The 13406-nt window shown below is 63.0% G+C and carries 11 protein-coding genes; 3 read left to right on the top strand and 8 right to left on the bottom strand.

What is annotated here, in order from left to right:
- Window positions 1-202: 202 nt before the first annotated feature.
- Window positions 203-463 carry a YebG family protein gene (locus HX803_RS20240; protein ID WP_012722374.1) on the top strand — a complete coding sequence of 87 codons (261 nt, stop codon included), beginning with the start codon at window positions 203-205 and terminating at the stop codon, window positions 461-463.
- A 55-nt stretch (window positions 464-518) separates the two neighbouring features.
- Here HX803_RS20240 and HX803_RS20235 read toward each other — a convergent pair whose 3' ends face one another.
- Window positions 519-1538 (bottom strand): Glu/Leu/Phe/Val dehydrogenase, encoded by a 1020-nt coding sequence (locus tag HX803_RS20235; protein ID WP_178922897.1) that lies wholly within the window; start codon window positions 1536-1538, stop codon window positions 519-521.
- Window positions 1539-1726: 188 nt separating this feature from the next.
- On the opposite strand from HX803_RS20235, the gene HX803_RS20230 reads away from it, so the two are divergent.
- Complete coding sequence (locus HX803_RS20230; protein WP_178922895.1) at window positions 1727-2530, top strand: SirB1 family protein; 804 nt, start codon at window positions 1727-1729, stop codon at window positions 2528-2530.
- 154 nt (window positions 2531-2684) lie between these two features.
- On the opposite strand, the gene HX803_RS20225 is transcribed toward HX803_RS20230, so the two are convergent.
- The 4 genes from HX803_RS20225 to hmgA all read right to left on the bottom strand — a co-directional run bounded on the left by HX803_RS20225 (window position 2685) and on the right by hmgA (window position 7394).
- A complete protein-coding gene (locus HX803_RS20225) occupies window positions 2685-4055 on the bottom strand; it encodes an aromatic acid/H+ symport family MFS transporter (RefSeq protein WP_178922892.1) in 1371 nt (456 codons plus the stop codon).
- Between the two features lie 117 nt (window positions 4056-4172).
- A complete protein-coding gene (maiA, locus tag HX803_RS20220) occupies window positions 4173-4808 on the bottom strand; it encodes a maleylacetoacetate isomerase (RefSeq protein ID WP_178922890.1) in 636 nt (211 codons plus the stop codon).
- 12 nt (window positions 4809-4820) lie between these two features.
- Window positions 4821-6107: a fumarylacetoacetase gene (gene fahA, locus HX803_RS20215; RefSeq protein WP_178922888.1), complete on the bottom strand. Its 1287-nt coding sequence runs from the start codon at window positions 6105-6107 to the stop codon at window positions 4821-4823.
- A gap of 3 nt (window positions 6108-6110) precedes the next feature.
- Window positions 6111-7394, bottom strand: coding sequence for a homogentisate 1,2-dioxygenase (hmgA, locus tag HX803_RS20210; RefSeq protein ID WP_178922886.1), 1284 nt, complete (start codon window positions 7392-7394; stop codon window positions 6111-6113).
- A 120-nt stretch (window positions 7395-7514) separates the two neighbouring features.
- Between hmgA and HX803_RS20205 the strand changes: the two genes are divergently transcribed.
- Window positions 7515-8294 (top strand): IclR family transcriptional regulator, encoded by a 780-nt coding sequence (locus tag HX803_RS20205; protein WP_178922884.1) that lies wholly within the window; start codon window positions 7515-7517, stop codon window positions 8292-8294.
- A 1-nt stretch (window position 8295) separates the two neighbouring features.
- On the opposite strand, the gene dacB is transcribed toward HX803_RS20205, so the two are convergent.
- From dacB to HX803_RS20190, 3 genes are all read right to left on the bottom strand, one after another.
- Window positions 8296-9753: a D-alanyl-D-alanine carboxypeptidase/D-alanyl-D-alanine-endopeptidase gene (gene dacB / locus HX803_RS20200; RefSeq protein ID WP_178922882.1), complete on the bottom strand. Its 1458-nt coding sequence runs from the start codon at window positions 9751-9753 to the stop codon at window positions 8296-8298.
- Between the two features lie 131 nt (window positions 9754-9884).
- Window positions 9885-12305 (bottom strand): TonB-dependent receptor, encoded by a 2421-nt coding sequence (locus tag HX803_RS20195; RefSeq protein ID WP_178922880.1) that lies wholly within the window; start codon window positions 12303-12305, stop codon window positions 9885-9887.
- Window positions 12306-12414: 109 nt separating this feature from the next.
- Window positions 12415-13350 (bottom strand): glutathione S-transferase family protein, encoded by a 936-nt coding sequence (locus HX803_RS20190; RefSeq protein WP_178922878.1) that lies wholly within the window; start codon window positions 13348-13350, stop codon window positions 12415-12417.
- Window positions 13351-13406 lie beyond the last annotated feature (56 nt).

Here is a 13406-nt window from a genome sequence, read left to right as displayed (position 1 = left end):
GTGACGGTTGTTCTGCATGCAGAAAAAAGGCCAGAGGCCGATATAAGATGGTGGCGGGGTGACATGAGGCACGGCAAACCTGTATTTACGGGCTACATTAAAAAACTGCTACCCAAACCCCACGGTTTGGCTTACCCTTTTCACTGTATATGAATACAGTAGTCGCAAAAGACAACTATCGTGAAGGCATGTGAGGTGGTGAATGGCCGTCGAAGTGGTATACCGCAGCAGCCGAGATCTGGAGCGTTTGTTCATGGATAAAGCCGAAGCTGACCGTCATGACAAGATGCTTGAACTCGCCGAGTTGCTGGCAGAAGTGTTGCAAAAAGCCGTGCCGTCCCTGAGCGAGCAGCAGGTGGAAGAAGCCGGGATCTACATGGCGAAGAACCGCGATGTGTTTGCCAAGGCGTTCAAGAGCCAGCCGGATGCGTTGTCCGAGTTGCTGAACGCACCGGCAGAATAAAGCCCGAATTGAACAGGCCCTGAGTCACTGACTCAGGGCCTTTTTAATGCCTGGCTTATTTGTACAGCAGGCGCTCGGCCAATTCGTCCGCCACCCGTGCGGGGGAGCGCTTTTCGGCTTGGGCGTGGGCGAAGATCTCGGTCAGACGTGCGCCGATGTTCGACAGGTGTGCGGTGATGTCCGCCAGCTCTGCACCGCCGTGCTTGAGCGCGACGTAGATCAGCCCACCCGAGTTGATCACATAGTCGGGGGCGTAGAGGATGCCGCGCCCTTCCAGCTGGTCGGCAATGTCGAGGTTGGTCAACTGCGCGCTGGCGGAACCGGCCACGGCGGCGCAACGCAACTGGCCGACGCTGTGGCGATTGAACACCGCACCAACGCCGCAGGGCGCGAGGATGTCGCAGGGCGTGCTGAGCAAGGCGTCGTTGGCGATGGGGTGGGCGCCGAGTTGCTCCATGGCCAGTTGCACCTTGCCATGGTCGATGTCGCTGACCAGCAATTCAGCGCCGGCCGCATGCAGCTGTTCGGCCAGGGCGAACCCGACATTGCCCAGGCCCTGGACCGCCACACGCAAGCCTTCCAGGTTGTCGCTGCCCAGGCGGGCCATGGCGGTGGTGCGGATGCCCGTGAACACGCCCATGGCGGCATGGGGCGACGGGTCGCCGGCGGCGGTGGTGCTGGTGACGAAACGGGTGTGCTGGGCGATGCAGTCCATGTCAGCCACTGAGGTGCCGCTGTCGATGGCCGTGATGAAGCGGCCGTCGAGTTTTTCGATGCAACGCCCAAAGGCTTCGAACAAGGCCGCGCGGCTTTCCACATGCACGGGGCGGATGATCACTGCCGTACCACCGCCCACCGGCAGACCGGCCAGGGCGGCTTTGTAGCTCATGCCCTGGGCCAGGCGCGCAGCATCTTCCACGGCACTTTGATCGTCGGGGTAAGCGAGGTAGCGGCACCCGCCCAAGGCAGGGCCCAGACGGCTGTTGTGGATGGCTATGATCGCCTTCAGCCCGGTGGCCGGGTCGACGCTCAGGTGCAGCGATTCAAGGCGGGTGCTGTGCATGAGCGCAAACATCAATGAGCTCCCGAATCACTTCTGGTAGAGGCCCAAGTATAGGCTTACGGTAAAAAACTGCCGAAGTGCGCTGGAATAAGCCGCCCGGTTTTGCAGGCCTTGCGACATAAGACCTTGGGATATTTCCCCAATGTGCTGGACGAAAATTCTCAGCAAGGCTAAAACGGGGGCATCTGCCGGAGAACGCAATGAATCCCCGCACAGCCTTTTTTGCCTGCCTGGAACGTTCGCCCCCTGCGCTGTTCGAAGCCGCGCTGTGGATTGCGGCCGAGCACGATCCGGTCGTGCAACCGCAGGTGATCCTGCAAGACTTCACCTTGTTGCAACAACAGGTCAGCGTCGGCATGCCCATGCTGCCCGCCGACGAACTGGGCCAGCCCCTGCTGCGGCGCATGAATGACCTGGGGTTTGCCCAGGACGACTTTACCCCCCTGCGCCCCGCCGCCGCCTTGCTGGACAAGGTACTGCAGCGCAAACGCGGGCAGCCGCTGGCCATGGGGTTGATCGCGATGGAATTGGCGCGACGCCTGAACATTCCGATGGTCGGGGTGAATTTTCCCGGCCACTTCCTGCTGCGGGTGCCGGGCGCCGATCACTTGCTGGACCCGTGTGGCGGTCGACGCTTGTACCCCAACGATTGCCGCGAACTGCTGCACCGCCAGTACGGGCCGAACCTCAAGTTGCAGTCCGAGCACCTGCTCACCGCAGAACCTCGTTCGATCCTGCAACGGCTGTCACGCAACTTGCGCCAGTTGCACCTTTCCAACGATGCGCCGCTGGATGCCCTGATCGACGCCGAACGCGTGCTGGAACTGGGCAACGCCAGCGCCGCCGACTACCTGGCACGCGCCAGTCTATACCAGCGCCTGGATTGCCCGAGTGCCGAGCGCTTTGACCTGGAGCATGCGCTGCTGCTCAGCGAAGACCCGATCCAACGCCTGCGCCTGACCGAACGCCTGGGCCATTTGCCACCCAACACCATCGTGCACTGAACCCGACTGTAGTGAGCGGGCTTGCCCCGCGCCGCGGCATACCTGACACACCACTGTGCCTGACACGCCGCTGTGCCTGACACACCGCGGCGCGGGGCAAGCCCGCTCACTACAAGTCACCGGCAAGCAAGCGCCTTCCGTTGGGCGGGGTGAATCAGTGATTGCCGGGGGCCTTGAGAATATCGCCGGGCAATGGGCTTTTCGGCACATCCATGCCAGGCGAACGCACCTGGATGATCAACAGCGCCGCAATCACTGCCGGAATCGCGCAGAAGAAGAAAATCTGCTCCACCGGAATGTGCATCGCCAACAACAAGCTGCCAAACAGCGGCCCCAGGATCGAGCCAAATCGCCCAACGCCGAGCGCCCACCCCGTGCCCGTCGCCCGAACATGTGCGGGGTAGAAGTTACTGGCGAAAGCATTCAGGGTCAGTTGCCCACCGATGATGCAGAACCCGGCGGCGAACACGCAGGCCACCAGGTAGCGTGGGTTGTCATGGTTCAGCCCCAGCAGAACGGTGCACACCGCCGCCGCTGCCAAAACGCCAGACAGCAGGCGTACCTTGCTTTTCAGGCGATCGGCGAACCAGGCCATGCCGATGGCGCCCAAGGTGCCGGCAAACAGGAACATCGACGTCACCAGGTTGGCTTCCTTCAACGCTAGACCGCTTTCCAGCAACAGCGACGGCAGCCAACTGATCATGAAATACAGCAGGATCAGGCTGACAAAAAACGTCGCCCAGATCAGCACGGTCGGGCGCGCATAACCGTGGCGAAACAGCTCCACCACCGTCAGCTTGCTGCCTTGTTCTTGAAGGTTATCTGCAGCTCTCGCCAACGGCGGCTGCCAGCCCGGAAGCATGCGCGCCGTGACCTTTTGCAGGCGCGCATAAGGCGGCGCGTCACGCAACAAACGTGGCAAGGATTCGGGCAACAGCCACATCAGGAAAGGGAACAGCAACAACGGCGTCACGCCACCCGCCAGGAACACCGCTTGCCAGCCGTAGCCTTCGATAAACCCGGCCGCCACGAACCCACCCGCCGCGCCACCAAACGAAAAGCCGCACGCCGCCAACGTCACCATCAGGGTGCGCAGGCGCGGTGGGGAATACTCCGACATCAAGGCCATTGCGCTGGGCATCGCGCCGCCCATGCCGATGCCGCAGATAAACCGCGCAACCATCAAGGTGGTCAGTGAGTTGGCAAACACCATCAACACCGTGAGGGTGGCGTAGATCAGCACGCAGCCCAGCAGGATGCGCCGCACGCCAAACCGATCGGCCAGTGGCGTCACCAGCAACGAGCCCAAGGTGAGCCCCAGCAGGTTGGCGCTGAACACTGGGCCGAACGCAGCCTTTTCCAGACCCCAATCTTTGGCCAGGGCCGGCACCACGTAACCCAGCACCTGGGCATCGTAGCCATCGGTCACCAGCAGCATGGCCAGCAACAAGAGAATCAACCACTGGTAGCGTGACACCGGACGGGCGTCGAGTGCCGCGCGAAAGCTGGCAATCTGAGAGTGCATCGCAAGGTACCTATTATTTTATTTTTATGGCCACGCGCAACCTTGTAGGAGCCGGCTTGCCGGCGATAGCGGTCTACCTGACACACCGCCATCGCCAGCCAACCGGGCCCCACAGGGTCAGGGGGTGTCGGGCTGGTTAGCGGGGTGAGCCTGGATAAAGGCCGGATGCTGCGCCGCCAACGCCGCCACACGACCGATACGTGGGTACGCCGTCAACGGCACCTTGAAGCGCTCGGCCGCGTACAGCTGGGGAATCAGAAACGCGTCAGCCATGCCCGGCTGTTCACCAAAGCAAAAGCCTCGGTCGCCAATCAATTGCTCCACCGCGCCCAGCCCCTGGCTGATCCAATGGCCGATCCACTCCAGCAATTGCGCCTCATCATGCCCCCACTGGCGCAGCAGGTTCTGGGTGCTGGAGTTGTGCAGCGGGTGGATATCACAGCCGATGATCGACGCCACCGCACGCTCATGGGCGCGGGTCGCCAGTTCCTTAGAGAGCAGGGGTGCCTGTGGATAACGCTCGTCCAGGTATTCGATGATCGCGGGCGATTGAATCAACAACTCGCCCTCATCGGTGCGCAACGCCGGCACGCGGCCTTGGGGGTTGATCGCCAGGTATTCCGGCTGGCGGTTGGCGCCGCCCGGTGGCACCAGCAAGTTGACCGGGATCGCGCTGAAATCCAGACCCTTGAGGGCCAGCGCGATGCGCACCCGGTACGACGAGGTGGAACGGTAGTAGGTGTAGAGTTCCATCACCCTGCCCTCTTAGCGCGCTGCGGTTACGGTGCCCCGGCATTCGCCGAAGCCGATGGAGGCAAACCCTTCGCGGCGGCAACGGGCGCGCAGGATGATTTCGTCACCGTCCTCAAGGAACTTGCGCACCTCACCGGACGGCAGCTCGACGGCTTTCTTGCCGCCTTCGGTCATCTCCAACAGGCTGCCGAACTGGCCCGCTTCCGGCCCGGACAAGGTGCCCGAACCGAACAGGTCGCCGGCCTGCAACTGGCAACCATTGACGCTGTGGTGGGCCACCAACTGCGCGACAGTCCAGTACATATGCAGGCTGTTGCTGAGCGCCAAGCGATGCGCCGGCAGGTTCTGCTCACGCATGGCGGCGGTGGTCAGCAGCACTTCGAGTTCGATGTCCAGTGCACCCGCGGCCTGGTCACGTTTATCCAGCAAGTACGACAGTGGTTGGGGGTCGCCTTCAGGGCGCGCCGGTTGCGCTTTGCGGAACGGTTCCAGGGCTTCGGCGGTGACGACCCATGGGGAAATCGTGGTGATGAAGCTCTTCGACAGGAACGGCCCCAGCGGCTGGTATTCCCAGGCCTGGATGTCCCGCGCCGACCAGTCGTTGAGCAGGCAGAAACCGGCGATGTGCTCGGCAGCGTCGCCAATGGCGATCGAGTCGCCCATGTCGTTGCCCTGGCCGATCCAGATGCCCAGTTCTAACTCGTAGTCCAGGCGTGCGCACGGGCCAAAGGTCGGCTCGGCCTGACCGGCCGGCAAGGTCTGGCCCTTGGGGCGGCGCACGTCGGTGCCCGAGGGGCGAATGGTCGAGGCACGGCCGTGGTATCCGATGGGCACGTACTTGTAGTTAGGCAGCAGCGGGTTGTCGGGACGGAACAGTTTGCCGACGTTCTGCGCGTGTTCGATGCCAACGTAGAAATCGGTGTAATCGCTGATCTTCGCCGGCAGATGCATCTGGCAGTCGGCGGCGCGGTGCAGCACCTGCGCCTCGCGGGTTTGCAGCGTGCTGCCTTCGGCCAGCAGTTCCAGCAAGCGTTCACGCAACGCCACACGCGGGCCACGGCCCAGTTCGAAAAACGCATTCAATTGGCCACTGGTCATTGCCTCGACGGCACGACGGGCATCACCCTCGAATTCGCCGATGGCCGCCTGCAGGTCCAGGATCGAATCGCCAATCGCCACGCCCGCGCGCGGCGCCGAGCCGTTGATGCTGAACACGCCCAGCGGCAGGTTTTGCAGGGGGAAGTCCGTGTGACCATTGGCGGAGGCTACCCAGCTGCGGGTAAGGGTGGGCTGAGTCATGGGTTATCTCCGGTTCGGGTTGAAGGTGGCGGGCAGCGAAGCCCAGCACGCGTCATAGGTGTTTTGCAGTTGCGGGCATTCCAGGGCGAACTGTGTAGGGCGCAGCACTTGGCTGGTCTCGAACATGAAGGCCATGGTGTTATCGATCTTGTGCGGTGCCAACTCGACGTTGATGGCCTTGGTGCAGGTCTCGCCGTCCGGCCCGTGGGCGCTCATGCAGCTGTGCAATGACGCACCGCCCGGCAGGAAACCTTCGGCCTTGGCATCGTAGGCGCCCTGGATCAGGCCCATGTATTCGTTCATCAGGTTGCGGTGGAACCACGGCGGACGGAAGGTGTTCTCGGCCACCATCCAGCGTGGCGGGAAGATCACGAAGTCGAGGTTGGCCAGGCCGTGCACGCTGGTGGGCGAGGTCAACACGGTGAAGATCGACGGGTCCGGGTGATCGAAACTCACGGTGCCAATCGTGTTGAAGCGGCGCAGGTCGTATTTGTACGGCACGTTATTGCCGTGCCAGGCCACCACGTTCAGCGGCGAATGATCCAGCTCGCAGGCCCACAGCTCACCGAGGAATTTCTGCACCAGGGTGGTCGGTTGCTTGAGGTCTTCGTAGTGGGCCACCGGCGTGAGGAAGTCACGCGGGTTGGCCAGGCCGTTGCTGCCGATAGGCCCAAGGTCTGGCAGGCGCAGCGGTGCGCCATGGTTCTCGGCGACATAGCCGCGCGCCTGGGCGTCCAGCAGCTCGATGCGGAATTTAAGGCCACGCGGCAGCACGACGATTTCCAGCGGTTCCACTTCCAACACGCCCAGTTCAGTGGCGATGCGCAGGCGGCCCTGCTCGGGCACGATCAACAGTTCGCCATCGGCGTTGAAGAACACGCGGTCCATGGAGCGGTTGGCGCGGTAGTGATAAATGCTGATGCCAGAGGGTTTTTCCGACCCGGTATTGGCGACCATGCCGACGAGCCCATCGATGAAGTCCGTCGGCTCACCAGGCATATCCAGCGGGTTCCAACGCAAGCGATTAGGCGTCACCGCGCCGAGCGGGCCACCAGCCAATTGCCGCTCAAGTTTGACGAAGGCAGGGTGATTGGCCGACGGCTGGATGCGGTACAGCCAGGTGCGACGGGCTTCGCTGCGCGCCATGGTGAACGCGGTGCCGGAGAACAGTTCGGTGTACAGCCCGTAGGGCGCTTTTTGCGGGGAGTTCTGGCCGACGGGCAGCGCGCCGGGCAGGGCTTCGCTGGCGAATTCATTGCCGAAGCCCGACAGGTATTCGAGGGTCATGGATCATCCTCTGAGCGGAAGTTGTTTTTATCGTAATCCAGTTACGCATAACGTAATTTGATCACTGTCGACCGTCAAGCTATAAAGACGCCCATTCATCTCTCGGATTCCCGCTGCCCCATGGAAAAGCCCCGCGACACCGGTAAACAGAAAGTCCGCTCGGCCGAAGTGGGCACCGACATCCTCAAGGCCCTGGCCGAACTGTCCCCCGCCACGTCGCTGTCGCGCCTGGCCGAACACGTGCAGATGCCGGCCAGCAAGGTGCATCGCTACCTGCAAGCGCTGATCGCCTCGGGCTTTGCCGAACAGAACACCGCCACCAACCATTACGGCCTGGGCCGCGAAGCATTGCGCGTGGGCCTGGCCGCGCTGGGCAGCATGGACGTGCTGAAAGTCGGCGCGATGCCCCTGGCGGAACTGCGCGATGAATTGAATGAAACCTGCTTTTTGGCGGTGTGGGGCAATCAGGGCGCCACCGTGGTGCAGATCGAACCCGCCGTGCGTGCGGTGACGGTGGTGACGCAGCTGGGTTCGGTACTGCCTCTGCTCAGTTCCTCCACCGGGCTGGTATTCAGCGCCTATTTGCCGTCACGGGAGACCGTGGAATTGCGCGAGCGCGAAATCCAGGCGGGCACTGCCCATACCCTGGCGGACGACCAGGCCTACGCCAGCGCCTGCGAACAGATCCGCAGCCGAGGCCTGCACTTTGTGCATGGCTTGCTGATGCCCGGGGTGGATGCGCTCTCGGCGCCGGTGTTCAACGCGGTCGGGCACGTGGCGGCGGTGATGACCGTGGTCGGCCCCACCTCCCTGTTCCATGCCGATGAAGATGGCCCGGCGGCCCAGCATTTGCTGGCGGCAACCCGGGCCGTGAGCTGGCGCATGGGCTACCAGCCCTGAATCAGTTGTCCCAACCGGCGAGGGCCACGGCCACGCGGTTTTCCAGGGCCTTGACCTGCGCGCCCGCCACCACGTAGTTGTTGGTGACCATGGAAAACACCAACCGGTGCCCGCGCGCATCATTGATGTAGCCACTGAGCGACGACACACCGCCCATGGAGCCGGTCTTGGCGTGCAGGTTGTTCTGCGCCGGCGTGCCAACCAGGCGATAACGCAGGCTGCCGCCCGTCATGCGGTCGGCGTTGCCGGCAATCGGCAGGGCGTTGTACCAGGCGTTGAACCAGGGTTGTTTGCTGGCCGCCAGCAACAGGTCGGTGAGGGTTTGCGATGACACCAGGTTGCGCCGCGACAAACCGGAGCCATCCACCTGATTCAGCGCCGCCGTCTCCAGGCCCTGGCGCTTGAGAAACCCGGCCACCGCCACCACACCCGCCGCCGCCGTACCGCTATTGGCAGTCTGGCGCCCCATGGCCTTGAGCAAGGCTTCGGACATGTTGTTGTTCGACAGCTTGAGCAGCGGCGTGATCAGCTCCTGCAACGGCGCCGATTGGTGTTCGGCCAGTACGGTGATCGCAACCGGGGAGCCCCCGCCGATGATCCGCCGTCCGGACACGACGATGCCTTGCTGCGCCAGGGCCTGCTCGAAGAGGTTGGCCACCAGTTGCGTCGGCTCCCACACACTCACCAGTTGCTGGCTCTGCTTGCCCGGCGCCACCGCACCACTGAGTTGCAACAGGTTGGTGCCGTGGCGGCGGTTGATCCCATAGGTATTGCCCGGGCCGCTGACGGCGCGGTTGCTCAACTGCAGGTAGTCGGTGGGCGGGAAGATCTCCACCCCCACCGGCTGGCCGACCCGCGACGGCGCCTTGGCGGTCACCAGCACGGAGCCTGCATCAAAGTCGCTGTTGGGTGACACGGTCAGCGCCGAAATCTGCGCGCCGTAGTAGGTGCTTTCATCGTCATGGGACCAATCGACGCCCAGCCGTTCGGCGTCAAACCAGGTGTCGTCGAACACCAGGTCGCCCTGCACCTGACGGATGCCCTGGCTGGCGAGTTGCGCCGCCAGTGCCTGATAGTCGGCAAACTGCAGGGTCGGGTCGCCCAGGCCGCGCAGGTAGAGGTTGCCAGTCAGGCGATCACCCTGGCGAATGCCGTTGCTCAGCAATTGCGTGGCAAAACGGTATTGCGGCCCCAGCACATCCATGGCCGCCGCCGTGGTCAACAACTTGAGATTGGAGGCCGGCACCAGTCGCGTGCGCGGGTTGTGCTGGTAGAGCGTGGCGCCGCTGCGGGCATCACGCACCATGAGGGAAACCGTGGCGCCGTGCAGCGCCGGGTCGGCCAGCAGTTGGTCCAGCTGGGCTGAACCCGACGTCTGCGAAACACTGGCGCAACCGCCCAGCACAACACTCAAGGCAACCAGCATTGCGCTGGTGTGTATCCATTTCTGCAACCGCATCAGTAGCGTTTTCCCGCAAGGCTTCAATGGCGGCAACGCTAACAGCTCCGTTCCTTTGTGGCGAGTGGGCTTGTCTCCGGTTCAGGCTGCTGCGCAGCCCAGCGGGAGCAAGCGCCCTCGCCACAGGGCCGTCAGAAGGTCAACGTGCTGGAGACCGACACCTGGCGCGCATCGCCCAAGGACACAAACACCCGGCTCGCCGCCGAGGCGTAGTAGACGCGGTCGAACATGTTCTTCACGTTGAGCTGGAACTTGACCTTCTGCCCTTCGATCTTGGTGTCGTAGGTCGCAAACGCGTCCGCCACGGTGTAGCCCGGCAGGGTGAAGTCGTTGGCCGCATCGCCGGCGCGCTCGCCCACATAGCGAGCGCCGGCGCCCACGCGCAGTTGGTCGCCACCAAAAACATTGCCGAAGTCATACACCGCCGAGAGCGAAGCGGTGTTCTTCGCAACGTTCTGCAGGCGGTTGCCTTCCAGGGTCGGGTCCTTGTCCTTGGTGTCCAGGGCATCGGTGTAGGCGTAGCTGCCGATCAGGCTCCATTGGTCGGTCAACTGGCCGGTGGCGTCCAGTTCCAGGCCACGGGAACGCACCTGGCCGGCGATGCTGTAGAGGGTGTTTGCGCCAGAGCCGACTGAGACCAGCACGTTGCGTTTTTCAATGTTGAACAGCGCCGCGCTCGCGGTGATGCGCCCCGGCATATCGAGCTTGGCGCCCAGTTCCCAGGACTTGGATTTCTCCGGCGTCAGGTCGCCCGTCAACTTGCTGCCATCGGCCAGGGCCGCAATGGTGGAGTTGGGTTTGAACGATTCGGTGTAGCTGCCGTAGAACGACAGCTCGTCGGTGTAGCGATACACCAGGCCGGCACGCGGCACCCAGGCCTGGCCGTTACCGTTGGTGTTGGCGGTGAACGGCACGCCTTTGCCCGCGTATTGATCGTACATCTGGTAGCGCGCGCCGCCCACCAGAATCCATTTGTCGGTCAGGTGGATCGCGTCCTGGAAGAACAGCGAATCGCTGCGCAGCAAGTCGGTCTGGGCACTGTCCTTGGCGCTGACGGTGGTGCCTTCCACATCGCGGCCATACACCGGGTTGAGGTAGCTGAACGCACTGCGTTGTGCCTGGCGAATCAGGTCCGCGCGATAGATCTTGCGGTACTCGTCATCCAGGCCAAACACCAGGTCATGCTGCATGCCGGCCACGTTGACCTTGCCTTCCAGGCTGAACGTGGAGAAACGGTCAGTGGTCAACGCGCCCCCGGTGCCGTCCATGCTGCGCGTCAAGGTGCCGTTGGGGTTCACGGTCACGATGCGCACTTGGCTGGCGTCGTAGGTCTCGCGGTTCCAGCTGTAGCCGAAGTGGGCTTTCCAGTCGTCGTTCAGGTCATGATCGACTTCCAGGCGGTACAGGTCGGAGCGGCCCTCCATGTTGTTGAACGGCTCATCCAGGCGACGGGTCGCAGGGATATCCAGCGGGTGGTTGGTCTTGGGGTCGATGGCGGTGCCACGGTCGAACGGCGAGAGGAATTCGCGGTGCTCGTAGGCAAACACCACTTTGGTGGTGTCGCCGTACCAGGCCAGGGACGGCGCCACCAGCGTCTCGCGGTGGGTGCCGAAGTTGCGCCAGTAATCTTCGTCTTCATGGTCGACGATCAGGCGATAGGCCAAGCCGCTGTCCCCAATCGGGCCGGTGGTGTCGAGGTTGCCGCCGCTGCCGTTCTTGCCATCACCAAAGGTCGAGCCGCGTGCGGTCAACGAGGTGGACTGCACCAGTTCAGGCTTCTTGCTGACGATATTGACCACGCCGCCCGGGTCCTGGATGCCGTACAACAATGACGCCGGGCCCTTGAGCACTTCGACGCGTTCGGCCGTGGAGTTCAGAGCACGTCCCTGCACGATGGGCATGCCGTCCTGCATGATCGAACCGTTACGGTTGTCGCCAAAGCCGCGCAGCATCACCGCGTCCTGGGTACTGGCCAGGGTATTGGCCTGGGTAATGCCGCTGATATTGCCCAGGGCATCGTCCAGGTTGCGCGGGGTCTGGTCACGCAGGACCTGGGCCGGCACCACGTTGACGGTTTGCGGAGTTTCCAGCAGCAGGCCGTGGGAGCGCATCACCGAACTGGTGGGCGGCGGCTGATAGCTGGTGCTGTCTTGGACCTGGCCGGCCCCGCTGATGGTGGTGGCGCCGAGGTTGAGGGCGCCGTCGGTGGGCACCGGCTCCAGGGCCAGGGTACGGGCATCGATCTGACGGAAGGTAAAGCCGGACTTGCCCAGCAGGCGTTGCAGGGCCTGGGTCGCACTCATCTGGCCGCTGACGGCGGGGGCGCTGAGGCCGTAGGGCGCCTCATCGGTGTAGATCACGCTGATGCCAGTGACCCGGCTGAAGTCGCTCAAGGCCTGGGGCAGCGGTTTGGCTGCCAGGGCAAAGTTGAACTGGGTGCTTTGCTGCTCCTGCGCCTGTGCAATGCCCAAGGGCAGCAACGCCAACCCCGAAACCGCCAATACCGAGGCTCCCAGCCACTGTTTAACCAAACCGCCCGCCATCGACTTCATGCTGTGAGAACCCGTGTAGAAAACGCTGTTAATGCGAATAGATCGCAGTTTCAAGCACTACACGGATGGGCTGGCGATTTACCTCACTGCTCTTTGCAAAAAAATTTGTTTACTGCGCCTGAATGCAAAAACCCATGCGGGGGAAATGCACATGCACGGTGCCGGCACGCTCATCGATACGGCGCAGGATCAGCTCTTCACGCCCGGCAAACAGCAGCTCGCCCGCCACCGGGTCGGTACCGTAGTCGGTCGCCGAAATGGTCACCTGCTGCCCGACCTTGAAGCCGTTCAAGTCGTCGAAAACCTCATCCGGCAGCACGGCCGGGCTCGCATTGCGCGCGACGTCCAGGGCTTGCTCGGCGCTCATCGGGGTGGACGTGCCATGGCCAAAGCCCAACACGCGATCCAGCCAGGCTGCTACGGCAGGATAGGCATCGACCAACGGCGCGGTCACCGAAGAGCCTTTGAGGAACCACAACGGGTGGGCCAGGGAGAAGTCGGCAATCGAAGGCTCGCCGAACAGAAAATCCCCCGCCTGATGCTGCAATTGCTGATTGATGCGGCTGATGATCGCCGGCCACTGATGCAGGGCCTGCTCCAGTTGCACCCGCGCCGCCGTGCCACCGCTGAACAGCTTTTTGCGGTCGGCGACCAGCACCTGGATCATTTCCGGCGGCACCTTGGCAAATTTGACCGCCAGGGACTCGGGCTGAAACACCAGCGCAACGGCATGGGAAAACACCAGCGAATCCGCCCAGGCGGCAAAGCCTTGGGTGGTCAATTCCTGGCCTTGGGGAAACAGGGTCGGGGCGGCTTTTTCCTGTTCCAGACGCCGGGCGATCAAGGCCGTGTCGCAGTAGATATCGGCGCCCACTTGCAGCACCGGGGTCTTGCGGTAGCCACCGGTCAGGGGCATCAGGTCCGGCTTGGGCATCACCGGCGCGATATGCACCGAGCGCCAGGACAAGCCTTTGAAGCCCAGCAACAGGCGGGCTTTTTCAGCAAAAGGGGACTGGGGGTAGTGGTGAAGAATCAACTCAGACATACCAGGCTCCGCTCGATAAGTGAGCCGCTAGCTTAGCCTGCAACACATCGATTGGG

It is taken from the genome of Pseudomonas sp. P7548 (assembly GCF_013386585.1).
Classification (GTDB): Bacteria; Pseudomonadota; Gammaproteobacteria; order Pseudomonadales; family Pseudomonadaceae; genus Aquipseudomonas.
This window is presented reverse-complemented; position numbering and strand designations above follow the sequence as displayed.

What these genes read in the sequence shown, in the direction of transcription:
- HX803_RS20205 (WP_178922884.1), top strand. Translation starts at nt 7,515, where the DNA reads ATGGAAAAGCCCCGCGACACCGGTAAACAGAAAGTCCGCTCGGCCGAA.
- HX803_RS20190 (WP_178922878.1), bottom strand. Translation starts at nt 13,350, where the DNA reads ATGTCTGAGTTGATTCTTCACCACTACCCCCAGTCCCCTTTTGCTGAA.
- fahA (WP_178922888.1), bottom strand. Translation starts at nt 6,107, where the DNA reads ATGACTCAGCCCACCCTTACCCGCAGCTGGGTAGCCTCCGCCAATGGT.
- HX803_RS20230 (WP_178922895.1), top strand. Translation starts at nt 1,727, where the DNA reads ATGAATCCCCGCACAGCCTTTTTTGCCTGCCTGGAACGTTCGCCCCCT.
- HX803_RS20240 (WP_012722374.1), top strand. Translation starts at nt 203, where the DNA reads ATGGCCGTCGAAGTGGTATACCGCAGCAGCCGAGATCTGGAGCGTTTG.
- maiA (WP_178922890.1), bottom strand. Translation starts at nt 4,808, where the DNA reads ATGGAACTCTACACCTACTACCGTTCCACCTCGTCGTACCGGGTGCGC.
- dacB (WP_178922882.1), bottom strand. Translation starts at nt 9,753, where the DNA reads ATGCGGTTGCAGAAATGGATACACACCAGCGCAATGCTGGTTGCCTTG.
- HX803_RS20225 (WP_178922892.1), bottom strand. Translation starts at nt 4,055, where the DNA reads ATGCACTCTCAGATTGCCAGCTTTCGCGCGGCACTCGACGCCCGTCCG.
- hmgA (WP_178922886.1), bottom strand. Translation starts at nt 7,394, where the DNA reads ATGACCCTCGAATACCTGTCGGGCTTCGGCAATGAATTCGCCAGCGAA.
- HX803_RS20195 (WP_178922880.1), bottom strand. Translation starts at nt 12,305, where the DNA reads ATGAAGTCGATGGCGGGCGGTTTGGTTAAACAGTGGCTGGGAGCCTCG.
- HX803_RS20235 (WP_178922897.1), bottom strand. Translation starts at nt 1,538, where the DNA reads ATGTTTGCGCTCATGCACAGCACCCGCCTTGAATCGCTGCACCTGAGC.